General features: G+C 67.1%; 16 protein-coding genes. 12 read left to right on the forward strand and 4 right to left on the reverse strand.

Annotated elements, in window-relative coordinates; translation table 11 throughout:
* Positions 1 to 191 precede the first annotated feature (191 nt).
* The 6 genes from LRH25_RS28410 (at position 192) to LRH25_RS28435 (ending at position 8,281) form a co-directional block, all read left to right on the forward strand.
* Positions 192 to 1,433: an ABC transporter substrate-binding protein gene (locus LRH25_RS28410; RefSeq protein WP_231013015.1), complete on the forward strand. Its 1,242-nt coding sequence runs from the start codon at positions 192 to 194 to the stop codon at positions 1,431 to 1,433.
* Positions 1,434 to 1,561: 128 nt separating this feature from the next.
* Entirely contained in the window at positions 1,562 to 2,440 is an 879-nt protein-coding gene (locus LRH25_RS28415; protein ID WP_231012979.1) for a carbohydrate ABC transporter permease, read from the forward strand.
* A complete protein-coding gene (locus LRH25_RS28420; RefSeq protein WP_231012980.1) occupies positions 2,437 to 3,312 on the forward strand; it encodes a carbohydrate ABC transporter permease in 876 nt (291 codons plus the stop codon). The genes LRH25_RS28415 and LRH25_RS28420 overlap by 4 nt, the downstream gene beginning before the upstream one ends.
* Before the next feature lie 18 nt (positions 3,313 to 3,330).
* Entirely contained in the window at positions 3,331 to 4,407 is a 1,077-nt protein-coding gene (locus LRH25_RS28425) for an ABC transporter ATP-binding protein (RefSeq protein ID WP_231012981.1), read from the forward strand.
* Between the two features lie 98 nt (positions 4,408 to 4,505).
* Complete coding sequence (locus tag LRH25_RS28430) at positions 4,506 to 5,753, forward strand: AGE family epimerase/isomerase (protein ID WP_141288375.1); 1,248 nt, start codon at positions 4,506 to 4,508, stop codon at positions 5,751 to 5,753.
* Positions 5,754 to 5,950: 197 nt separating this feature from the next.
* Entirely contained in the window at positions 5,951 to 8,281 is a 2,331-nt protein-coding gene (locus LRH25_RS28435; RefSeq protein WP_141288374.1) for a methyl-accepting chemotaxis protein, read from the forward strand.
* A gap of 28 nt (positions 8,282 to 8,309) precedes the next feature.
* On the opposite strand, the gene LRH25_RS28440 is transcribed toward LRH25_RS28435, so the two are convergent.
* Both LRH25_RS28440 and LRH25_RS28445 read right to left on the reverse strand, forming a co-directional pair.
* A complete protein-coding gene (locus tag LRH25_RS28440) occupies positions 8,310 to 11,558 on the reverse strand; it encodes an efflux RND transporter permease subunit (RefSeq protein ID WP_141288373.1) in 3,249 nt (1,082 codons plus the stop codon).
* A gap of 23 nt (positions 11,559 to 11,581) precedes the next feature.
* Positions 11,582 to 12,763, reverse strand: a complete 1,182-nt coding sequence (locus LRH25_RS28445) for an efflux RND transporter periplasmic adaptor subunit (RefSeq protein WP_231012982.1) — start codon at positions 12,761 to 12,763, stop codon at positions 11,582 to 11,584.
* Between the two features lie 383 nt (positions 12,764 to 13,146).
* On the opposite strand from LRH25_RS28445, the gene LRH25_RS28450 reads away from it, so the two are divergent.
* Both LRH25_RS28450 and LRH25_RS28455 read left to right on the forward strand, forming a co-directional pair.
* Entirely contained in the window at positions 13,147 to 14,301 is a 1,155-nt protein-coding gene (locus LRH25_RS28450; RefSeq protein WP_231012983.1) for an efflux RND transporter periplasmic adaptor subunit, read from the forward strand.
* Between the two features lie 3 nt (positions 14,302 to 14,304).
* Positions 14,305 to 17,517 carry an efflux RND transporter permease subunit gene (locus LRH25_RS28455; RefSeq protein ID WP_141289317.1) on the forward strand — a complete coding sequence of 1,071 codons (3,213 nt, stop codon included), beginning with the start codon at positions 14,305 to 14,307 and terminating at the stop codon, positions 17,515 to 17,517.
* A gap of 86 nt (positions 17,518 to 17,603) precedes the next feature.
* Here the strand turns inward: LRH25_RS28455 and aroC are convergent, their stop codons facing one another.
* Complete coding sequence (gene aroC / locus LRH25_RS28460; protein WP_141289316.1) at positions 17,604 to 18,698, reverse strand: chorismate synthase; 1,095 nt, start codon at positions 18,696 to 18,698, stop codon at positions 17,604 to 17,606.
* Between the two features lie 324 nt (positions 18,699 to 19,022).
* Here aroC and LRH25_RS28465 point away from each other — a divergent pair, with 324 nt between their 5' ends.
* Positions 19,023 to 21,287 (forward strand): putative bifunctional diguanylate cyclase/phosphodiesterase, encoded by a 2,265-nt coding sequence (locus tag LRH25_RS28465; RefSeq protein ID WP_231012984.1) that lies wholly within the window; start codon positions 19,023 to 19,025, stop codon positions 21,285 to 21,287.
* A gap of 38 nt (positions 21,288 to 21,325) precedes the next feature.
* Here LRH25_RS28465 and LRH25_RS28470 read toward each other — a convergent pair whose 3' ends face one another.
* Complete coding sequence (locus LRH25_RS28470; protein ID WP_141285391.1) at positions 21,326 to 21,793, reverse strand: CBS domain-containing protein; 468 nt, start codon at positions 21,791 to 21,793, stop codon at positions 21,326 to 21,328.
* A 77-nt stretch (positions 21,794 to 21,870) separates the two neighbouring features.
* Between LRH25_RS28470 and LRH25_RS28475 the strand changes: the two genes are divergently transcribed.
* From LRH25_RS28475 to LRH25_RS28485, 3 genes are read left to right on the forward strand one after another with little or no spacing between them, the layout of a single operon-like run.
* Complete coding sequence (locus LRH25_RS28475; protein ID WP_231012985.1) at positions 21,871 to 23,202, forward strand: O-acetylhomoserine aminocarboxypropyltransferase; 1,332 nt, start codon at positions 21,871 to 21,873, stop codon at positions 23,200 to 23,202.
* A complete protein-coding gene (locus tag LRH25_RS28480) occupies positions 23,202 to 24,008 on the forward strand; it encodes an alpha/beta fold hydrolase (protein WP_141285389.1) in 807 nt (268 codons plus the stop codon). Before LRH25_RS28475 ends, LRH25_RS28480 begins: the two co-directional genes overlap by 1 nt.
* 11 nt (positions 24,009 to 24,019) lie before the next feature.
* Positions 24,020 to 24,370, forward strand: coding sequence for an Mpo1-like protein (locus LRH25_RS28485; RefSeq protein ID WP_141285387.1), 351 nt, complete (start codon positions 24,020 to 24,022; stop codon positions 24,368 to 24,370).
* Positions 24,371 to 24,372: the final 2 nt, after the last annotated feature.

Raw genomic sequence — 24,372 nt, forward strand, 5'->3', positions numbered from 1 at the left:
CCGGCCAGACCGCCTTCGACGACAAGACCTCGGGCAACAGCTTCGGCGCCCAGATCGAATGGTGGTTCTGATCCGGGTTTCGAGGCCGTGCTGAACCTCGCGTGAACCCTGTTTCCAGGCCCGTGCTGCTGAGTGAGGATGCAGCACGGGCCCTTCGCAAATTGGAGAGTCTGATGAATAGCTTTCGTGCAATGCCCCTGAGCGCCGTCGTGCTGGCCTGCGCCTGCGTCGTGGCCACCGCCGCTCAAGCGGGTGAAGTTGAAGTGCTGCACTGGTGGACCAGTGGCGGCGAAGCCAAGGCCGTGTCCTCACTGAAGGCCACGCTGCAAGCCAAGGGCGACACCTGGAAGGACTTCGCAGTCGCCGGTGGCGGCGGCGATTCCGCCATGACGGTGCTGAAGTCGCGCGTGGTTTCGGGCAATGCCCCGGCCGCCGCCCAGATCAAGGGCCCGTCGCTGCAGGAGTGGGCCGCTGAAGGCGTGCTGGCCAACATGGACGACGTCGCCAAGGCCGAGAACTGGGACGCCGTGCTGCCCAAGGTCGTCAGCGACGTCATGAAGTACCAGGGCCACTACATTGCCGCCCCGGTCAACGTGCACCGCGTGAACTGGCTGTGGTCCAACCCTGAAGTCTTCAAGAAGGCCGGCGTCAAAGTGCCGACCACCTGGGACGAGTTCTTCGTCGCCGCCGAAGGCCTGAAGAAGGCTGGCGTGATCCCGGTCGCGCACGGTGGCCAGAACTGGCAGGACTTCACCACCTTCGAAGCCGTGGCTCTGGGCGTCGGCGGCGTGGACTTCTACAAGAAAGCCCTGGTGCAACTGGACCCGAAGACGCTGAGCAGCCCGACCATGGAGAAGGTCCTGACGACCTTCAAGAAGGTCAAGGACTACACCGACAAGAACGCCCCAGGCCGTGACTGGAACCTGGCGACTGCGATGGTCATCAAGGGCGAAGCCGGCATGCAGATCATGGGCGACTGGGCCAAGGGCGAATTCCTGGCAGCCGGCAAGGTGCCGGGCAAGGACTTCTCCTGCAGCGCAGCCCCCGGCACCGCCAAGTCCTACACCTTCAACATCGACTCCTTCGCGATGTTCAAGCTGAAGAACGAAGCCAACATCAAGGCCCAGAAGGACCTGGCCGTGGCCATCATGTCGCCCGAATTCCAGGAAACCTTCAGCCTGAACAAGGGCTCGATCCCGGTTCGCCTGGGCGTGAAGATGGACAAGTTCGACGAGTGCGCCAAGACCTCGTCGGCTGACTTCGTCTCCACCGCCAAGACCGGCGCGCTGGTGCCGTCGATTGCCCACGGCATGGCCGTGCCGTCGGCTGCCGAAGGTGCCATCAAGGACGCCGTGAGCCAGTTCTGGAACACCGACAAGATGACTGCCAAGGAAGCGATGGACAAGATCGCCAGCGCTGCCAAGACCAAGTAAGCGTGATGCGGTGAGCGCCGGCAACGGCGCTCACCGGTCTCCGGGCGGCTTGGTCAGCTGAAGTTCTTCCAAGCCGTTTTCGACCGCGCCATTGGCGCGGTCGTTTTTCTGACCTACTGTCCGTCTCCATGTCAGCCCCATCCGCCCTGCGCACACCCTGGCTGCCCAAACTGGTCATCGCACCGTCGTTTGTGCTGTCGTTCTTCTTCATCTATGGGCTGATCGCCTGGAACGGCTATCTCTCGCTCTCCGCTTCCCGCCTGCTGCCCAATTACGACTTCGTTGGCCTGGAGCAGTACGTCAAGCTGTTCGACAACGACCGCTGGTGGGTGGCGCTGAAGAACCTGGGCATCTTCGGCGGGCTGTTCATCTTCGGCGGCATGGCCCTGGGCCTGCTGCTGGCCATCCTGCTGGACCAGAAGGTGCGTGCCGAAGGCGTGCTGCGCACCATCTACCTGTACCCGATGGCGTTGTCCTTCATCGTCACCGGCACCGCGTGGAAGTGGATCCTGAATCCCGGCCTCGGCATCGAGCACCTGATGCGCGAATGGGGCTTCACCAATTTCGAATTCGGCTGGCTGGTCGACCCAGACAAGGCCATCTACTGCGTTGCCATTGCCGGCATCTGGCAATCGGCAGGCTTCGTGATGGCGCTCTTCCTCGCCGGCCTGCGCAGCATCGACGACTCCATCATCAAGGCCGCCCAGGTCGACGGTGCGAGCCTGCCACGCATCTACTGGCGCATCATCATCCCGACCCTGCGTCCGGTCTTCTTCTCCACGCTGATGGTCGTCAGCCACCTCGCGATCAAGAGCTTCGACCTGGTGATGGCGCTGACCGCTGGCGGCCCCGGCTACGCCACCGACCTGCCGGCGACCTTCATGTACACGATGGCTTTCTCGCGCGGCCAGATCGGCCTGGGCGCCGCCAGCGCGACCATCATGCTCGCGACGGTGGCCGCCATCGTCGTGCCCTACCTGTACTCTGAACTCCGTACCAAGAAATGAGCGCGCCGTCCTCTCTCGCCCCGCGCCTGTCGTGGGGCCGCATCGCGCTCTTCACGGCGCTCGGGCTGTTCGCCCTGTTCTTCCTGACCCCCCTGTACGTGATGCTCTCGACCGCGCTGAAGAGCATGGACGAGATCCGCAACGGCACGCTGCTGTCGCTGCCCCTGTCGCCGACGCTGGATGCCTGGGCCAAGGCCTGGTCCGGCGCCTGCACCGGCACCGATTGCGGCGGCCTGAAGCCGTTTTTCATGAACTCGGTGATGATGGTGGTGCCGGCTGTCAGCATCTCCACCCTGATCGGCTCGCTGAACGGCTACGTGCTGTCCAAGTGGCGTTTCCGCGGCAGCGAGCTGATGTTCGCGCTGATGCTGTTCGGCGTGTTCATGCCGATGCAGGTCGTGCTGCTCCCGATGAGCCAGATCCTGGGCTGGCTGGGCATTGCCAGCTCGATCTGGGGCCTGGTGCTGATCCACGTGCTGGCGGGCATCCCGTCGACCACGCTGTTCTTCCGCAACTATTACGTGGGCCTGCCCGACGAACTGGTCAAGGCCGCGATGCTCGATGGCGCGAACTTCTGGCAGATCTTCTGGCGCATCGTGCTGCCGCTGTCCACGCCCATCCTGGTCGTGACGCTGATCTGGCAGTTCACCAACATCTGGAACGACTTCCTGTACGGCGTCGTCTTCTCCGGCGCGGACAGCAAGCCCATCACCGTGGGTCTGAACAACCTCGCCAACACCACCAGTTCCGTCAAGGAATACAACGTCGACATGGCTGCCGCGCTGATTGCTGCGCTGCCCACGCTGTTCGTCTACGTCGTGGCGGGCAAGTATTTCGTGCGTGGCCTGACGGCTGGCGCCGTCAAAGGCTAAGAAGGAAAAGAGCACATCATGGGCGCACTCACCATTGAACAGGTCCGCAAGACCTTCGGCAACGTCGAGATCCTCAAGGGCATCGACATCGACATCGAAGCCGGCGAATTCCTGATCCTCGTCGGCCCCTCGGGCTGCGGGAAATCCACGCTGCTGAACATGATCGCCGGCCTGGACGTGCCGACCACCGGCAAGATCCTGCTGGGCGACCGTGACATCACCCACCTGCCCAGCAAGGACCGCGACATCGCGATGGTGTTCCAGAGCTACGCGCTCTACCCGAACATGAGCGTGGCGCAGAACATCGCCTTCGCGCTGGAGATGCGCAAGGTGCCCAAGGCCGAACGCGAAGCCGCGGTGCAACGCGTGGCCAGCATGCTGCAGATCGGCCACCTGCTGGACCGCAAGCCCGGCCAACTCTCCGGCGGCCAGCGCCAGCGCGTGGCGATGGGCCGCGCCCTGGCACGCAACCCCAAGCTGTTCCTGTTCGACGAACCGCTCTCCAACCTGGACGCCAAGCTGCGTGTGGAAATGCGCGCCGAGATCAAGCGCCTGCATCAGAAGACCCAGACCACCACCGTGTACGTGACCCACGACCAGGTCGAGGCCATGACGCTGGGCGACCGCATCGCGGTGATGAAGGACGGCCAGGTGCAGCAGTTCGGCACCCCGGACGACATCTACAGCCGCCCGGCGACCCGCTTCGTCGCCGAGTTCATCGGCTCCCCGGCCATGAACCTGATGACGGCCCAGCGCGCGGCCGCCGGCCTGGCCGCCAGCGGCGTGGCCCTGCCGCTGGCCGAGGTGCAGCGCGCCTCGATCTCGGCCGGCGCGGCCAACGAAGTCAGCTACGGCATCCGCCCGGAAGACATCGCGCTGGTCAGCGCCGATCAAACCGGCGCCCTGCCCGGCCGCATCAGCATGCTGGAGCCCACCGGCCCGGAAACCTATGCGCTGGTCGAGACCGCACTGGGCGTGTTGACCGCTCGCGTGCCGGGCAAGGTGGTGCAGCGCGTCGGCGACGCCGTTGCGCTGCAATGGTCCCCGCTGTCCGCCCATCTGTTCGACGCCAAGAGCGAACAACGGCTGGCCTGAGCTCGCCAACGACGTGGCCCTGCGCCCCACGTCCTGGGGGTGCCGAGGACATGGGAACGGGCTTGGCTTGGCACCCTTTGCCGACTTAGCATCACCCCATGAAGCAAGATCCCGACTTCCGTCGCGCCGAGTTCCTGGAGGAACACCTGCTGCAGACGCAGACCTTCTATGACGACCGCTGTGTGGACCCCAGCGGCGGCCTTTACCAGTTCTACAAGGACGACGGCCGGGTCTATGACCCGTACACCCGCCACCTGGTCAGCAGCACGCGCTTCGTCATCACGCATGCGACCATGGCCAGGCGCTTCCCCGGGCATGCGCGCGCCGCCGAATGGCTGGCCAACGCCCGCCACGCGCTGCGCTTCGTGCAGGACGTGCACCGCGACCCCACCACCGGCGGCTACGCCTGGCTGCTGCACTGGGACAGCGGCCAGAAGAAGGTGCTGGACGCGACCAACCATTGCTACGGCCTGGCCTTTGTGCTGCTGGCGCATGCACAGGCGCTGCGTGCAGGCATCGAAGAGGCCCGCACCGGCCTGTTCGAGACCGCGGAGCTGATGGAAAGGCGCTTCTGGGAGCCTGCCGCCAAGCTGTATGCCGACGAAGCCACGCCGGACTGGGTGCTTTCGCCCTACCGGGGCCAGAACGCCAACATGCATGCCTGCGAAGCCATGCTGGCCGCCTACGAGGCAACCGAGGCGCCGCAGTTCCTGCTGCGTGCCGCCGAACTGGCCCAGTCGGTCACCCAGCGTCTGGCCGAACATGCCGGCGGCCTGATCTGGGAGCATTACCACGCCGACTGGTCGCCCGACTGGGAATACAACCGCCACGACAAGACCAACATCTTCCGGCCCTGGGGCTTCCAGGTCGGCCACCAGACCGAATGGGCCAAGCTGTTGCTTCAGCTGGAGCGCAACCTCGGCGAACCGGAAGACGACAGCAGCTGGATGCTGCAACGGGCCAAGGAGCTGTTTGGCGTGGCCACGCTGCAGGGCTGGGACCGTGCCCACGGCGGCCTGGTCTACGGCCTGGCGCCGGCCGGCAACCCCTCCACCGACCGGCACCTGCTGGTGTGTGACGCCGAGAAATACCACTGGGTGCAGGCCGAATCGCTGGCCGCTGCTGCGGTGCTGGCCCAGCGCACCCATGACGGTGCCTACTGGGACTGGTACGACCGGCTGTGGGGCCACGCCTGGGCCGATTTCGTGGACCACACGCACGGCGCCTGGTTCCGCATCCTGAGCGCCGAGAACCGCAAGATCAGCGACGACAAGAGCCCCGCGGGCAAGGTCGACTATCACAACATGGGCGCCTGCCACGAGGTGCTGGACGCGCTGGTGCGCTGAGCCCGCGTCAAATCACCGCGCGGAAGTCTGCTTCCGCATACGTCATGGCGCGGCCCTGGCGGGCTCTTCCTGGGCCGCTGAATGCGGCGAGCAAGGCGTTTGCCTGCCTTCTTTTCCGGCATTGCACCGGGGCTGGCCGCGGCAAGATTCGCGAGCCCCGAATCGGCTCTCGCGCCGTCGCCCAGGAGAGAAGAACCATGATGAAGCCCATGAAACGCCTGCTGCAGCCCGGCATTGGACTGATGCGCCGACTGCGCATGCCGACCAAGCTGGGGCTGATGGCGGCCATGTTGCTGGTGCCCATGGTGCTGGTGATGGTGAACCAGGCCCGCCAGAAGCTGGCCGAGGTCGAGCTTGCCAACACCGAGCGTGAAGGTGTGCGCGTGGTGCGCGCACTGTCGGACCTGGTGGCCGAAACCCAGGCCCACCGCGGCCTGAGCAACCGGGTGCTCGGTGGCGATGAGGGCGCCCGGGCCGCGCTGCTGGAGAGCCACGGCCGGTTGCAGCAGGGCCTGACCGAGGTGGATGCCGTCGTCAGCGAATTGCACGCTTTCTCGCTGCGCACCGAGTGGGACGCACTGCGCCAGCCACTGCAGACCCTCGCGCAGCCGGCACCGGCAGGCACCAACCGGACCGCCTTGTTCGCCGAGCACAGCGCCAGCGTCGATGCACTGCGCCAGTTGGTGCTGTTGACGGGGGAACGCTCCACATTGCTGCTCGACCCCGAGGCCCAGACCTTCTTCCTGATGGACATCGTTGTCGAGCGCACCATTCCCTGGACCGAGAACCTGGGCGTGATGCGTGGCGAAGGCGCAGCGTTGATCAAGCGCGGCGAAGCCACCGGCGCCGACAGGGCGCGCGTGCTGGGCCGGGCGGCTGCGCTGGCAACGATCGATGCCGACATGCAGTTCCGAGTCGATGCATTGCAACGCGCCGGTGCCCCCATGCCCAGCCACTGGGAAGCCGCCAAGCAACGCTCGAATGCCTATGCCAGCCAGGTCAAGCAGATTTTCTCTGGCGACGCGATTGAAGGCGACCCCGGTGCCTACTTTGCCGCCGGCACCGAGGCGATCGAACAAGTCGTCGCCCTGCAGCATGAGATCAGCGAGAAGCTCGATGCGTCGCTGGTCGCGCGCATCGACGCAGTGCGGTACAGCCTCTGGCTGCAGCTCGGTGCCTGCGCGCTCGGCATGTTGCTGTGGATCTACCTGGCCTCTTCGCTGTATGCCAGCTTCATCAGCGGCCTGAATGCCTTGCGCCTGGGCGTGGCGGCCATGGAGCGCGGCGACATGGCCCACTCGGTGCGGATCGAAGGGCATGACGAGGTGGCCGAGATCGGTGCACTGGTCGAAAAAATGAGCCACCAGCTCTCGTCCATGGTGGCGGAGATCCGCAGCAGCGCCGTGCGCGTCGGCCTGGCGGGCCAGCAGCTGGTCGCCAGCAGCGACGCCCTGTCCACCCGCACCGACGCACAGGCCGCCAGCCTGCAGCAGACCATGGCCACGGTCAGCGAGCTGAGCAAGGCGGTGAGCAGCAATGCCGAAGCCTCGCGCGAACTGGACCACCTGACCGACCGCCTGCGCGATCAGACCGAGGCCGGCGGCGATGCGATGCGCAGCTCGGTGGAGGCCATGGGTCAGCTGGAAGCGAGCTCCCGCCGAATGGCCGAAATCATCGGCGTGATAGACGGCATTGCGTTCCAGACCAACATCCTCGCGCTGAACGCCGCCGTCGAAGCCGCGCGCGCCGGCGAGGCCGGCCGTGGCTTTGCCGTCGTCGCCACCGAAGTTCGCCAGCTGGCGCAGCGCAGCGCTTCAGCGGCCGGTGAAATCCGCCAGCTGATCGGCAGCTCCACCACCCAGGTCGGCAGCTCGGTCGCCAGCATCCAGTCGGTCAGCGGCACGCTGCAGACCGTCGTGGCCGGTGTACGCGACGTCTCCCATCGCCTGCGCTCCATCGCACAGGCAAGTGCAGTGCAAAGCGAGGGGCTGGTCCAGGTCAGCGCCAGCGTTGCCGGCATGGAGGAGATCACCCGCCAGAACGCAGAGATGGTGGTGGAGTCTGCAACCGCATCGACCGAACTGGTGTCCAGGGCCGGGGCACTTGGCGAGGCTGTCGCAGCCATCCGGCTGCGGCAAGGCAGCGCGGACGAAGCCTATGCCATGGTCACCAAGGCCATGAAACTGATCGATTCGCGCGGCCTGGATGCCGCGTCCAAGCTCTTCTGCCAGCCGGACGGCGGCTTCCTGGACCGCGACCTCTATGTCTTCATCGTGGACCGCGAAGGCCGCTACCGCACCCACGGCGCCAAGCCGGCCATGAACGGCAAGCGAGTGCATGACGTGCCGGGCATCGACGGTGACCGCTTCACCCGCGAGGCATGGCAAGCCAGCGAAGGCAGCCACTGGGTGGAATACGACATCGTCAACCCTGAAACCGGCAGCGTGATGCCCAAGGCCAGCTTCGTGCAGGCCATCGACGCCAAGCTGCTGCTGGGCTGCGGCGTGTACCGGGTCAAGGGGCACTGAGCGCCTTCGCCCGGGCCACGCACCAATCTCAGAGCTCTGGCGCCGCGGCACCCAGGGGCAGCTTGACCTGCGCTTGCGTTGCCATCGCAGGGTCGCCAGCCGCCCGCCGAGCCGCAGCCCGCAGTTTCTCCGGCCGCACCAGGTAGCTGTAGATCACCGGCACCACCAGCAGCGTCAGCAGCGTGGAGGTGATGACGCCGCCGATGATGGCGCGGCCCATCGGGGCTTGCAGTTCGCCGCCTTCGTTGAAGGCCAGCGCCAGCGGCAGCATGCCGAAGACCATCGCGGCCGTCGTCATGATGATGGGGCGCAGGCGGATGGAGCCGGCTTCGCGGATGGCCTCGGCCACGCTCTTGCCGGCCCGCACCGCGTGATTCGCAAAATCGACCAGCAGGATCGCGTTTTTGGTCACCAGGCCCATCAGCATGATGAAGCCGATCATCGAAAACAGGTTGATGGTCGAGCCGGTGAGCAGCAACGCCAGCATCACGCCGATCAATGACAGCGGCAGCGAGGCCATGATGGCGATCGGCTGCAGGAAGCTGCCGAACTGGCTGGCCAGCACGATGTAGATGAAGACCACGGCCAGGCCCAGCGCGGCCAGGATGTTGCCGAAAATCTCGCCTTGCTCCTTGGTCTGTCCGCCCACGTCGAAGCGGTAGCCCGGCGGCAGCACCGTGGCCTTGACCAGCTTCTGCACGTCCGAACCCACGTCGCCCACCGCGCGGCCTGAAGCCTTGTCCACCCCCGCATAGATGGCCTGCCGGCGCTCCAGGTTCTGGCGCTTGATGACCACCGGGTTTTCGACCGGCTCGATGGTGACCACGCGCTCCAGCGGGATCGGCGTGCCGTCCTTGGCATAGGCCACCGGCAGCTGGCGCAGCTGGGCGACCTGCTGGCGGTATTCGCTGCCCAGGCGCAGCTGCACCTCCACCTGCTGGCCGTCCGGCGTGGTCCAGTAGGTCGCCACGTCGCCGTTGACGAAGGTGCGCAGCGAAGCAGCCAGGTCGGTGGTGGACAGGCCGAGTTCGCGCACGGCGTCCGGCTTGATGCGCACCGCAAAGGCCGGCACACCGGGCTTGACCGAAGTTTCCAGGTCGGTCACGCCCTTGATCTGCTTGATCTTGGTCGACAGGTCGTTGGTGATCTGGTCCAGCACGGTCGGGTCCGGGCCCAGCACGGCGATGAAGATCGGCCGGTTCCAGCCCAGCGCGATGTCGATGCCCGGCACTTCCTTCAGAGCCTCGCGGATCGCGTCCTCGATCTCCTGCTGGCTGCGCTTGCGCTCCTTGCGTGGCTTCAGGCCCAGGCCGATCTCGGCGGCATTGCGCCCGGCCTCGCCGCCCACGGTCGTGCTCATGGTGTCGATCTCCGGGAAGCGGCGCACGATGTCCTCGACCTGGCGGATCTTGTCGTCCGAGCGGGCCAGGCTGCTGCCCACCGGCAGCTTGACCTGGATCTGCGTGTAGCCCTGGTCGTTCTGCGGAATGGTCTCGGCGCCAATGAATGGCACCAGGAAGATCGCACCGACGAAGCTCAACGCGGCCAGGCCGACCACGATGCCGCGCGGCGTCAGCGTGGCCCAGCGCAGCCGGCGTGGCAGTGTCTTGTCACGCTGGCCTGCCGCATCGAACGGGCGGCCGAAAGCCGGCACCGGCGGCAGCATCAGCCGGTAGCGCCGGCCGCTGAAGGACCAGACGATCAGGCGGTCGTAGATCGCGTGCAGGTGGTCCATCGCCCAGTCCAGGCCGCCGATCAGCTGGCGGATCACCGGCAGCTTGCGGATGCGGTCGCCGGGTGGGTCCGGCCAGACGGAGGACAGCATTGGGTCCAGCGTGAAGCTGACGAACAGGCTGACCAGCACCGCCACCGTGACGGTGATGCCAAACGGAAAGAAGAACTTGCCGACGATGCCTTTCATGAAGGCCACCGGCACGAACACCGCGCAGATCGCGAAGGTCGTCGCCATCACCGCCAGGCCGATCTCGTCGGTGCCGATGCGGGCTGCGCTGTGGTGGTCCCGCCCCATCGCCACATGGCGCACGATGTTCTCGCGCACGACGATGGCGTCGTCGATCAGCAGGCCGATGCACAGGCTCAGCGCCATCATGGTCATGAAGTTCAGCGTGAAGCCGAACATGTAGACCGCGATGAAGCTGGCAATCACCGAGATCGGCAGCGTCAGCCCGGTGATGATGGTCGAGCGCCAGCTGTGCAGGAACAGGAAGACGATGCCCACCGTGAGCAGCGCACCTTCGATCAGCGTGTGCTGCACGCCGGTCAGCGAGTTCTTGACCCAGTCGCTGTTGGCATAGACCACCTTCAGCTCCACGCCGGGCGGCAGGCCGGGCTGCATGTCGGCCACGGCTTCCTTGATCGCGTCGCCGGCGCGCACGATGTTGGCGTCCTTCTGCTTGAAGACCTGGATGTTGATGGCCGGCTTGCCGTTCAGGCGCGAAATCGCGTCCGGCTCGCGGTCGGCCTCCACCAGCTGGCCCAGGTCGCCCAGCGTGGTCACGCCGGCGCTGGTGTTGCGAGACACGACGATGTGGGCGAAGTCCTTCGGGTCCCGCACGCGGCCTTCGACGCGCACGATGGCGTCTGCCGTGCCGTTGGTCACCAGTCCGACCGGTTCGTCGGCATTGGCGCGCTGCAGCGCAGTGGCCACGTCGGCCGGCGTCAGGCCTGCGGCACGCAGGCGGGCGGCGTCCAGGTCGATGCGCACCTGGCGCACGTTCAGCCCATTGGCCACCACTCGGGCCACGCCTTCGCTGCGCTCCAGGCGCTTGACCACCGTCTGGTCGGCGATCAGCGACAGTTCACGTTCGCTGCGGTCATGGGCGATCAGTGCCAGCACCACGGTGGGCTGGGCGTTGTCGTTGTCGAAGTGGCCGATGAACGGGGGCTTGGCGTCCTTGGGCAGCGTGGCCTGGACCGCAGACATCTTGTCGCGCACGTCCTGCGTGGCCTGGTTGATGTCGGCGTCCAGGCTGAACTCGATCACCGTCTCGCTGCGGCCTTCCACGCTGTTGGAGCGGATCATCTTGACGCCAGCGATGGCGTTCACGGCCGACTCGACCGGCTTGGTGATCTCGGTTTCCACCGCGGCCGGCGAAGCACCTGGATAGGCGATCTGGATGAAGACCACCGGCGGGGCAACGTCGGGCATCTGCTCCACGCCCAGCCGCTGGTAGGAAAACAGCCCCAGCACGCACAGCGCCACCATCACCATGGCAGCAAACACGGGGTTGTTGATGGCGACTCGGGTCATCCACATGATGCAGGTCCTTCAGAGGATGTTCAAAGCGCGCGCGGCACCGAAGCGGCTGGCGCGGCCAGGGCCGCCCGCGTCGCGGTGGCGCTGGCCGGGTCGCTGGCAATCACCGCTGCTGCACCTTCGCGCAGGTTGTCGAAGCGGGCGCCCAGCACCTGCGCACCGGCCGGCAGGCCTTCTGCCACCTCGACCAGGCCGCGCTCGGCATCCCGCCGGCCGGTGACGATGGTGCGGCGCATCAGCTTGCCGGCCTCCAGCGTCCAGACGTAGTCCTGCCCGGAAGCAGAGGCAATGGCGGTGACCGGCACCGTCAGCTTCGGTTCGCCAGCCGGCAGCATCACCCGGGCGCTGGCGAACTGCCCTGCCCGCAGCACTTCCTTGGGGTTGGCCAGCGTGACCGTGACGCCAATCGAGCGCGTGCCGGCCTCGGCGGCAGGCGCAATGCGCGCCAGCGTGCCCTGCATCGGCTCTGCCAGGCCTTCGACCTGCAGCGTCACCTGCATGCCGGGCCGCAGCTGCGACACCTCATGCGTGCCGACGCTGCCCGCCATTTCCAGCGTGCGCAGGTCGACGATGGTCAGCAACTGCTGCTCGGCCGCCACCTTTTCGCCCGGCAGCGCATGCCGCTTGGCGACGATGCCGGAGATCGGCGCCACCAGCGCCGCGTCGCGCTGCAGGATGTGCACCGTCTCGACCTGGGCCTGCGCAGCGGTGTACTGGGCGCGAGCGGTGTCCAGTGCGGCCTTGGAGGCGTCGGCCGCGTTGGGCGAGATGAAGTGCTGCTCGGCCAGGCGCAGGTTGGAGGTGTGCGTACGCTCGGCCTGGACCATGGTGGCGCGCGCCGCTTCGGCGTTGGCCTCACGCTCGTTCATGCGGGCATTCAGCTCGGCCAGGTCGATCACCCCCAGGCGCTGGCCGGCCGTCACCCGGCTGCCTTCGGCCACCTGCAGGTTGACCAGCGTGCCGGCCGCCTTGGCGCGCACCACCACCGTGTTCGGCGCCACCAGCGGGCCGGAGAAGCTGACATTGGCCGGCAGCGCCAGCGCCTGCGGGCGCACCACCTCGCGCGCTGTGAAGGCCAGCGGCTTTTCCGCTGCCTTGGCATGGTCATCATGGCCTCCGGCCTTGCGCATGGCCACCACCCCACCCACCGAGCCCAGCACCAACACGGCCACCACACCCCCTATCACCACCCTGCGCTTTTGCATGTCGTCACCTGCTTGTTTGGACCAGCCCTGTGCTGGAGCGGCCGCAGTGTAGGCCCGGGTTTCCGGGCTTCAAGTGCCGGCGCGACGGGCCGTTGTGCCGGCTGATGAACTGCAGCCGTGACGGACGAACGGCGGCGACCGGCGTGACCTCGTGCACCGGCGCCGCCCGGGCCACGGCGCAGGCTGGCATGCTGCGGCGCATCAAGCCCGGCTGCCGTCCACGCGTCCCATCTGCGCTTCATGACCGCCTGGCGTCGATTTGTCGCAAGTGGGGGCGGAAAAACTTCATGGTCGAGATAAGCTCGCGCCACTTTTTTCGCACCTTGCGGTGCCCGCCCACGAAGCGTGGCCCGCCTACAGAACAGATCCTGAGGAGTCGACCGATGCGTCTCATCGTCCTGCCCGTGGTGATTGCCGCCAGCCTGCTGGCCGCCTGCAACAAAGGCAGCGGCCCGGCCGCGCCGGCAAGCCCGGCTTCGGCCACCGCTGCGGCCGGCGCAGCGTCCAGCCCGGTGCTGCTGCTCGCGCCGGAAGACCTGCGGCCCATCCGCACCGGTACCCAGGCCTCCGGCGCGGTCATCACCGGATCGGTCGAGCCCGAACGCAAGGCCGACCTGCGCGCCGAAGTGGCCGCCGTCGTGCTGCAGGTGGTGCGCGACAACGGCGAACAGGTCAAGCGTGGCGACCTGCTGGTCCGGCTGGACGACACCTCCATCCGCGACGGCCTGCGGTCGGCCGAAGAAGCCGAGCGCGCGGCCAACCAGAGCTTCGAGCAGGCCGAGCGCCAGTACCAGCGCCTGAAGACGCTGCAGGCCCAGGGCATGAGTTCGATCCAGGCGGCCGAGGACGCCGAGATTCGCCGCAACAATTCACAAAGCGACCGCGTGGCGGCCAACTCCCGCGTGGTCACCGCCCGCCAGCAGTTGCAGCGCACCGAGGTGCGGGCGCCGTTCGACGGCGTGGTCAGCGACCGCAAGGTCTCGGCCGGCGACACGGCCCAGATCGGCAAGGAGCTGATCAAGGTGATCGACCCGGCGAGCATGCGCTTCGAGGGCCTGGTCTCGGCCGACCGGGTGCACGAACTGCAGCCCGGCCAGCAGGTCGTCTTCCGCATCAACGGCTACCCGGGCGTGGACTTCCAGGGCAAGGTGCGCCGCGTGGACGCCTCGGCCAATGCCACCACCCGCCAGGTGGAGGTGCTGGTGGCACTCACCGGCGACAAGCAGCCGCGTGTGGCCGGGCTGTATGCCGAGGGTCGGGTGCTGACCGGCGAAAGTGCCGCGTTGATGCTGCCGGAAGCCTCGCTGGTGCGCGAAGGCGATGCCACCAGCGTCTGGCGTGTGCGCAACAACACGCTGGCCAAGGTGCCGGTGAAGGTTGGCCAGCGCGACGTGCGCAGCGGCGAATACCCGGTGGCTTCCGGCCTTGCCGACGGCGACGAGGTCCTGCGCCACCCCGGCTCTACGCTGGTCAACGGCCAGAAGGTGGAGCGTGCGGCGGCGGCCGCGTCCACCGCTTCGCAACCCAGCAAGGGGTGACCGATGTTTCTTTCCGACTTCAGCATCAAGCGGCCGATCGCGACCATCGTCATCATCATCAGCCTGATGGCGATGGGGCTGATGGCCCTGAAGCAACTGCGCGTCAACCAGATGCCGGACGTGGAGCCGCCGGTGCTGGTGATCAGCATCGACTACCCCGGCGCCTCGCCGGACACGGTAGAGCGCGAAATCATCAACCGCATCGAGAAGGCGCTGCAAAGCATCAGCGGCGTCAAGGAAGTTCGCTCCACGGCGAATGAGAGTTCGGCGCAGATCGTCATCGAATTCGAGTTCACCAAGAACCTGATCGAAGCCTCCGACGAGGTGCGCAACGCGATTGCCACGGTGCGCTACAAGCTGCCCTCCGAAATGCGCGAGCCGGTGCTGGAGCGGGTGGACCCCGGCGCCCAGCCCATCATGCAGATGGCCCTGTCGTCATCCACGATGACGCATGCCCAGATCTCGCAGCTGGCGGACGACGACCTGGCGGACCGCTTCCGCGGCGTGTCCGGCGTGGCGGTGGTGGAGATCAATGGCGGGCTGCAGCGCGAGCTGTCGGTGCTGCTGCATGCCGAGAAGCTGCGCGAGTTCAATGTCTCGGTGGCCGACGTCGTCAACGCGCTGCGGGTGCAGAACGCCACCGCGCCGGTCGGCAAGGTGCGCGGCACGCTGGAAGACCAGAGCATCCGGCTGGTCGGCCGCATCGAGTCACCGGCCGGCTTCGAGCAGGTCGTCATCAAGCGCAGCGCGGACCAGACGGTGCGCCTGGGCCAGGTGGCCGAGATCAACGACGGCTTTGCCGAGCTGGTGACCCACTCAATGCGAAACGGCCGCAACAACGTCGGCATCTCGGTCACCCGCGCACGGGACTCGAGCACCGTGGGCGTGGCCAACGAAGTGCGCAAGCTGGTGGGCGAGATCAACAAGACCCTGCCCGAAGGCACCAAGCTCGAAGTGACACAGGACGGCGGCAAGGACGCGGAGAACAGCCTGAACAACGTCGTTCACGCGCTGATCTTCGGCGCCGGCCTGACCATCTTCGTGGTCTACATGTTCCTGAACTCCTGGCGCTCGACGCTGATCACCGCGCTCAGCCTGCCGACCTCGGTGATCGCCGCCTTCATCGCCGTCTGGCTGTGCGGCTTCACGCTGAACTTCATGAGCCTGCTGGGCCTGTCGCTGGCCATCGGGGTGTTGATCGATGATGCGATCGTGGTGCGCGAGAACATCGTGCGCCACATGGAAATGGGCGAGGACAGGCGCACCGCGGCGCTGAACGGCACGGCCGAGATCGGCCTGGCGGTCGCCGCGACCACGTTTTCCATCGTCGCCGTCTTCGTGCCGGTGGCTTTCATGCCGGGCATCTCGGGCCAGTGGTTCCGCCCGTTCGGCTTGACGGTCGTCGCCTCGGTGATCGTCAGCCTGTTCATCTCGTTCACGCTGGACCCGATGCTGTCGGCCTTCTGGGGCGACCCGCCCGGACACCATGACGCGCCCAAGCGTGGCATCAGCAAGGTGTTGGCCAGCTTCAACCACTGGTTCGACCACCAGGCCAGCCGCTACGGCAAGGTCATCGACTGGGCCTTGCACCACCGCGCGTGGATCTATTTCCTGGCGCTGCTGACCCTGGTGGCGTCGCTGGGGCTTTTCAGCAAGTTCGGCGGCTCCAGCTTCCTGCCCACGGGCGACTGGGGCACGCTCGCCATCCAGGTGCGCACGCCCCCCAGCAGCAGCCTCGAATACTCGCGGCTGAAGCTGGAGGCTGCAGCCGAGCTGGCGCGCAGCATGCCGGAGACCAAGGCGACCAACAGCTACATCAACGTCAATGGCGGCCGCATCTACGTGGACATCGGCAAGAGCACCGAGCGCAAGCGCTCGGGCGTCGAGGTTGCCGAGGAACTGCGCAAGAAGGTGGCGCGCCTGGTCGGTGCTGAATACGTGGTGCTGGAAGACCTGAACAACGGCGCGCAAAAGCCGGTGCAGATCCGCTTCCATGGCGCCGATTCGCGCACGCTGCAAAGCATCACCAGCGACTTCATGGACAAGCTGCACGGCGTGCCCGGCGCAGTGGACATCGGGCTGTCGGAGCAGGATCCGCAGAACGAACTGAAGATCGAGCTGGACCGTGGTCTGGCCAACCAGCTGGGCATTTCGGTCAACGACGCGGCGCAGGCGCTGCGGGTCGCGTTTGCCGGTGTGGAGGTGGGCGACTGGGTGGACCCGACAGGCGAAACCCGCGATGTCGCGGTGCGCCTGCACCCCAACGACCGGGTGGACGCCAGCAACATCGAGCGCCTGCCGGTGGCCGTGGGCAACAGCAGCATGGTGGTGCCGCTGGACCAGATCGCGACGATCTCGACCGGCAAGGGCCCGTCGCAGATCCAGCACTCGGACACCAAGCGCATGATGGCCGTCACGGCCAATGCACAAGGCCGTTCGTCCGGCGAAGTCACGGCCGACGCGTTGAAGCTGGCCAAGTCCATCACCTTCCCCAATGGCTACGGCCTGGAACTGGCCGGTGCCTCCAAGGACCAGCAGGAAGTGTTCTCGCGCATGCTGTTCGCGCTGATCATGGGCATTGCGCTGATGTACCTGGTGCTGGTGATCCAGTTCGGTTCGTTCACCGCGCCGATCCCGGTGATGCTGTCGCTGCCGGGCACCTCCATCGGCGTGGTGCTGGCACTGCTGCTGTCGCACAGCACGCTGAACCTGATGAGCTTCATCGGCATCATCATGCTGGTCGGCCTGGTGGCGAAAAATGCCATCCTGCTGCTGGACGCCGCGCGGGCGCGCGAAGCCGAAGGCATGGCCCGCGAGGATGCACTGCACATTGCCGGCCAGCGGCGGCTGCGGCCCATCCTGATGACCACTTTCGCGCTGATCGCCGGCATGCTGCCGGTGGCCATCGGGGTCGGCGAAGGCGGCGAGTTCTACCGGCCGATGGCCGTGGCCATCATCGGCGGCACCATCACCTCGACCTTCCTGACGCTGCTGGTCGTGCCCTGCCTGTACGACACCATCGAGCTGAAGACGGCCAACGCCGGACTGAAGTTCCATGCGCGGGCGGCTCGCTGGCCGGTCATCTTTGCCGGCATCGTGACCTTCCTGGAGACTCTGGCGACCCTGACCTGGCTGCGCTTCAGCTGGCGCTGCCTGGTGTGGGTGTTCCATCGCATCACCGGGCCGAAGACGGTCGACTACCGCCAACCGGTCTGAAGCACGCAGGCCATGGCGGCCTGCCCTCCAAACGCAAAACGGCGCCTGGATCAGGCGCCGTTTTTTCTGGCCGGTCGCCCCCGAGTTCAGCCGCGGGCGATGTCCGGTGTGGCGACGTGCACGTCGCCACACTGCGCGCGGTGGCGCATGACGTGGTCGATCAGCACCAGCGCCAGCAGCGCCTCGGCAATCGGCGTGGTGCGGATGCCGACGCAAGGATCGTGGCGGCCGAAGGTCTCGACAGTGGCCGGCGTGCCGGCCAGGTCGATCGAGCGGCGCGGCGTGCGGATCGAACTGGTCGGCTTGATCGCCAGGTTCACCGTGATGTCCTGCCCGGTGGAGATGCCACCCAGCACGCCGCCGGCATGGTTGCTGGCAAAGCCTTCGGGCGTCAGCTCGTCGCCATGCTCGCTGCCGCGTTGGCGCACGCTGTCGAAACCGGCACCGACCTCAACGCCCTTGACCGCGTTAAGCCCCATCATCGCGTGGGCAATGTCCGCATCGAGCCGGTCATACAGCGGCTCGCCCAGGCCCACCGGCACGCCGCTGGCTTCCACATACAGCCGCGCGCCGACCGAGTCGCCCGACTTGCGCAGCGCGTCCATGTAGGCCTCCAGCTCGGCCGTCTTGCTCGCGGTGGCAGCGAAAAACGGGTTCTGGTCGACCTGGGTCCAGTCGTCGCGCGGAATGTCGATCTCGCCAATCGCCGTCATGCAGCCGCGCAGCGACACACCATGCTGTTCGGCCAGCCATTTGCGGGCCACCGCGCCGGCGGCCACGGTCGGTGCCGTCAAGCGGGCCGAGCTGCGGCCACCGCCCCGCGGGTCGCGGATGCCGTACTTGTGCCAATAGGTGTAGTCGGCATGGCCGGGGCGGAAGGTCTGGGCGATGTTGCCGTAGTCCTTGCTGCGCTGGTCGGTGTTGCGGATCAACAGGCAGATCGGCGTGCCAGTGGTCCGGCCTTCGTACACGCCTGAGAGGATTTCCACCGCATCGGCCTCGTTGCGCTGGGTGACGTGGCGCGAGGTGCCCGGGCGGCGGCGATCCAGCTCGGGCTGGATGTCGGCCTCGGACAGCAGCATGCCAGGCGGGCAGCCGTCGATCACGCAGCCAATGGCCGGGCCGTGGCTTTCGCCGAAATTGGTGACACGGAAGAGTTCGCCGAGGGTGCTGCCGGACATGCGAAGGTCGTGGCCGGCCAGCAGGCCCGCACACGATGCAAGGTGGGGAAAGGCCTCGATTTTACGGGCCAGGCCCGCCTGCAGCCGGCTTCAGCGTGAAACAGCACCGGTTTTCGCCGCCGGCTCGGCCCATTGCCCTGGACCGAACTCGGCGAAAGTGTTGCCATCCCGATGCTTCGCGTGCGTCCGTCCTTGCTCATGCCTGTTTCCGCCCTGCCCCACCTCCTTTCGCGCCGCCTGCTGGCCGCCGCCGGGAGCGTTGCCGCGGTCTTCGGCAGTGCCTGCGCGTGGGCAGCCCCGGCCCTCCGCAACGGGGCGCAGGCGGTGCCGCAGCCGCTCCCGCTCTGGGCGCTGGTGCAGGCCGCCGTGCTGCTGGGCCTGCTGGCGCTGGCCTGGCGCATGTGCAGCCTGGCACGCCGGCACGAACAGGAAGACACGCTGAGCCGCGCGATGCTGGACCACAGCCCGCAGCTGATCGCCTTGATGACCGCAGACGGCCGCGTGCGCCGCATGAACCAGGTCGCCCATCAGTGGATGGGCGACAGCGCCGAAGCGCTGACCCGTGCACCGATCTGGCTGCACCCGGCCTGGGGCGCCGAGCCCGGGCAGGCCGAGCGGCTGCGCCAGGCTGTGGCCCAGGCCGCAGCAGGCGCCACCTGCCGGCTCGAGCTGCGCCTGGACCACGGCGCTGCCGGCACCCGGCTGGCCGATCTTTCTCTGCGCCAGGTGCCCACAGGCCCCAATGGCGGCGCCCGCCATCTGCTGCTGGAAGCACGCGACGTGACGGTGCGCCGCCAGGCCGAGGACAAACTGATGCTGGCCGGCTCGGTGCTGGAGCAGACCCACGAAGGCATCCTGATCACCGACGCGCACGGCGTCGTGTTGTCAGTCAACCCGGCGTTCTGCAAGATCACCGGCTACGGTGCCGAGGAGATCCAGGGCCAGTTCCCGGCCGCGCTGAAGGCCGGCATGGACGACCCACGGCTGGCCGCGCGCATGCACCGCAGCCTGGCCAGGTGCGGCCACTGGCGCGGCGAGTTGCGCACCTTGCGCAAGGACGGCACACCATTGGCAGCCTGGGTTTCGCTGGCCCATCGGCTGGACCCCGGCGGCCGCACCAGCCACCTGATCGCCATCGTCAACGACATCACGCAGAGCCAGCAGACGGAGCAGAAGCTGCTGCGCCAGGTGCATTTCGACACGCTGACCGACCTGCCGAATCGCCACCTGCTGACCGACCGCCTGGTGCAGGCGCTGCATACCGCCAGGCGCAACGGCGACACGCTGTCGCTGCTGTTCCTGGACCTGAACCGGCTGCGCGACATCAACGACCATTTCGGCCACAGCGCCGGCGACGCAGTGCTGCTGGAAGTGGCCCGCCGGCTGCGCGACAGCCTGCGCGACGTGGACACCGTGGCCCGCCTCGGCGGCGACCAGTTCGCGGTGCTGCTGCCCGGCACGCCGGCAGATGGCGCGCAACAGGTGGCGACCAAGCTGGTCGAGCGGCTGGCCCAGCCTTGCCACGTGGGCGACCTGCGCAATGCCGCAGGCGAGTCGGTCGGCCAGGAGCTGAGCCTCACGCTCTCCATGGGCGTGGCGGTCTACCCGAACGATGCCGAAGGCGCCGAGGCCTTGATGCGCTGCGCCGATACGGCGATGTACCGCGCCAAGCAAGAGGGCCGCGGCCAGTGGTGTTTCTACACGACCGAAATGCAGCAGCGCTCGGTGCGGCAGATGCAGCTGGAAGCGGCCCTGCGCCGCGCCGAAGAGCGCGACGAACTGCGCCTGCACTACCAGCCGCAGTTGGCGGTCACCCGCAGTGGCGAGATTGCCGGCCAGGTGATCGGCGTCGAGGCGCTGATCCGCTGGCAGCACCCGGAGCTGGGCATGGTCTCGCCCGGCGAATTCATTCCGCTGGCCGAGAGCAGCGGGCAGATCCTGGCCATCGGCACCTGGGTGCTGCGCACGGCCGTGCGACAGATGGCAGACTGGGTGCGCGAGGGCCTGGCGCCCTGTGTGGTGGCGGTGAACCTGTCAGCGCTGCAGTTCCGCGACCCTGGCCTGCCCGAGCTGGTACAGGCGGTGCTGGAGGAAGCCGGACTGCCGCCCGAGTACCTGGAACTGGAACTGACCGAAAGCGTGGCCGCCGGCAACCCGCAGGCCGCCTGCGCGATGATGGACCGGCTGCATGCACTGGGCGTGCGCCTGTCGATCGACGACTTCGGCACCGGCTTCTCGTCGCTGAACCACCTCAAGCGCTTCCCCATCCACACGCTGAAGATCGACCAGTCCTTTGTGCGCGACATCACCACCGATGCCGACGACCGCGCCATCGTGCAGGCCATCATCCAGATGGCCCATGCGCTGCGGCTGACGACGATTGCCGAAGGCGTGGAAACCGATGCCCAGGCTGATTTCCTGCGTGCCCACGGCTGCGACATGGTGCAGGGCTACCGCTACTGCCGGCCGCAACCGCCGGCAGATGCGCTGGCATGGATCCATGGGCAGCGCCAGCGGGCAGGGGAAAGCGCCGACAAGCCGGCAACAAGCCCGCTGCCGGCGATCACCGACACCACGGTTGCGGGCTGAGCGCCCTCCGTGGCTGGTGGCGGGAGGCGACGGCTGCTTCAGCTCGGCTGGGTGCCGGGTGCGGCCTCTTCCTCGACGGGCCAGTCGCGGATGTAGGCCTTGAGCATGCGGTTCTCAAAGTCCTGCGCGTCCACCACGCTCTTGGCCACGTCGTAGAACGAAACCACGCCCATCAGCGTCTTGCCATTGAGCACCGGCATGTAGCGGGCATGGCGGCCCAGCATCATGCGGCGAACCTCGTCGATCTCGGTCTCGGGCGTGCAGGTCAGCGGCGCGTCGTCCATCACGCTGCGTACCAGGCGCGTGCCGATGGCCATGTCGTTGGAAACAATGGCAGCGATCACCTCACGGAAAGTCAGCATGCCGGTCAGGTCGCCATGGTCCATGACGACCAGCGAGCCAATGTCGTGTTCGGCCATGGTCTGAACGGCCTGAGCCAGCGGCTGGTCGGGCGAAATCGTGAACAGGGTGTTGCCTTTCACGCGCAGGATGTCGGTGACTTTCATTTGGCTCCTCTCGCTCCGCTGGTACTTCCTCTGACCTTGAGGTAACCAACATAGCACACAATCCGGCGCCATCCTACATGGCGAAAGAACCTATGCCGCCAGGCATCTCAGACCCCGGATTCGACACGCTCGCGGTGCACGCAGGCGCCCAGCCGGACCCGGCGACAGGCGCCCGCGCGGTGCCGCTGTGCCTCAGCACCTCGTTTGTCTTCGAGTCCAGCGAGCACGCGGCCTCGCTGTTCAACATGGAGCGCTCCGGCCACGTCTACAGCCGCATCTCGAATCCAACCACCGCTGTCTTCGAGGAGCGCATGGCGGCGCTGGAAGGCGGCGTGGGCGCCATTGCCACCGCCAGTGGCCAGGCCGCGTTGAGCCTGGCCATCATGACCCTGTGCGGCACCGGCTCGCACCTGGTGGCCAGCGCCGCGCTGTATGGCGGCTCGCACAACCTGCTGGACTACACGCTGCGCCGCTTCGGCATAGCGACCACCTTCGTGCAACCCGGCGACCTGGCCGGCTGGCAGGCTGCCATCCGCCCCAACACCCGGCTGCTGTTCGGCGAGACGCTTGGCAACCCGGGGCTGGACGTGCTGGACATTCCGGCTGTGAGCGGCATTGCGCACTCCGCCGGCCTGCCGTTGCTGGTCGACTCGACCTTCACGCCGCCATGGTTGCTGAAGCCCTTTGCACACGGCGCTGACCTGCTGTTTCACTCGGCCACCAAGTTCATTGGCGGGCACGGCACGGTGGTCGGCGGCGTGCTGGTCGATTCAGGTCGCTTCGACTGGACGGCGGCGCACGCGAAGCACGGCCTGTTCGACACGCTGTGCGAGCCGTACCACGGCTTTCACGACGTGGTGTTCGCGGAGGAAAGCACCGTGGGCGCTTTCCTGCTGCGCGCACGCCGCGAAGGCCTGCGCGACTTCGGCGCCTGCATGAGCCCGCACACCGCGTGGCTGCTGCTGCAGGGGCTGGAGACGCTGCCGCTGCGCATGGCGCGGCACGTCGAAAACACCCGCGCCGTCGTGCAGTTCCTCGCGGCGCACCCGATGGTCGAACACGTGGGCTACCCGGAGCTGGACGGCCATCCCAGCCAGGCGCTGGCGAAACAGCTGCTGCCACGCGGCTGCGGCGCGGTGTTCAGCTTCAACCTGAAAGGCACGCGCAACCAAGGCATTGCCTTCATCGAGGCGCTGAAGCTGTTTTCCCACCTGGCCAACGTGGGCGACTGCCGCTCGCTGGTGATCCACCCGGCCTCGACCACCCATTTCCGCATGGACGACGCCGCACTGGCCAAGGCCGGCATCACGGCCGGCACGATCCGGCTGTCCATCGGCCTGGAAGACGCGGCCGACCTGATCGACGACCTGAAGCGTGCACTGAAAGCTGCAGAAAAGGCAGGCGCCTGATGGAACTCACCGTCCAGGGCCGCCGCGCCTATGCCTACACCGGCGGCAAGCCCTTCGAACCCACCCTGCCCTGCGTGGTCTTCCTGCACGGCGCGCTGAACGACCACAGCGTGTGGACGCTGCTGGCGCGCTGGTTCGCACACCATGGCCACAGCGTGCTGGCGCCGGACCTGCCCGGCCATTGCCGCTCCGAAGGCCCGCTGCTGGACAGCGTGGAGACGATGGCGGACTGGACGCTCGCGCTGCTGGACGCCGCTGGCGCCAGGCGCGAGGACACGCTGGTCGCGGGCCACAGCATGGGCTCGCTGATCGCACTGGAAACCGCGGCGCGCGGCGCCGACCGCATCGGCCGGCTGGCGATGATGGCCACCGCGTACCCGATGCAGGTCTCGGACGCGCTGCTGAGTGCCGCACGCGACACGCCGGCCAAGGGCATGGCGATGGTCAATGCGTTTGCGCTGTCCAACCTGGCCAGCAAGCCGAGCTACCCCGGTCCCGGCAGTTGGCTGCACGGCGCGGGCCTGGCGCTGATGGCTCGGGTGCAGGCCAGCCAGCCCGAGGCCAACGTCTTCCTGCACGACTTCCAGTGCTGCAACGCCTACCGGCGTGGGCTGGAAGCAGCGGCCGAAGTGCGCTGCCCGGTGGACTTCATCTTGGGTGATGCCGACCAGATGACCCCGCCCAGGGCCACGCGCGAGTTGGCCGCTGCGCTGAAGGCGCATGTGCACCGGCTGCCCGGCGGACATTCCCTGATGCAGGAGCAGCCCGATGGGGTGTTGAATGTGCTTCGCAGCGCCTTGCGCTGAAGGAGCATGCGATGTCCCAGGCCTCCGCCCATCCGCCGACTGGCGGCGACGCCGTCAACCCGGCCAGCTTCCACAGCTTCGGCGAGTTCTACCCTTTCTACCTGAGCGAGCACAGCAACCGGACCTGCCGGCAGCTGCATTTCATTGGTTCCACGCTGGGCCTGGGCTGCCTCTACGGCCTGCTGATGACGGGTCAGCTGCGCTGGCTGTTCTTTGGCCTGCTGTGCGGCTACGGCTGCGCCTGGATCGGCCACTTCGTGTTCGAGAAGAACAAACCGGCCAGCTTCAAACGCCCGCTCTACAGTTTCATCGGCGACTGGCGGATGTACTTCGACATCTGGCGCGGAAAAGTCTCGCTCTGAAA

The organism is Ideonella azotifigens (assembly GCF_021043325.1).
GTDB lineage: Bacteria > Pseudomonadota > Gammaproteobacteria > Burkholderiales > Burkholderiaceae_C > Ideonella > Ideonella azotifigens.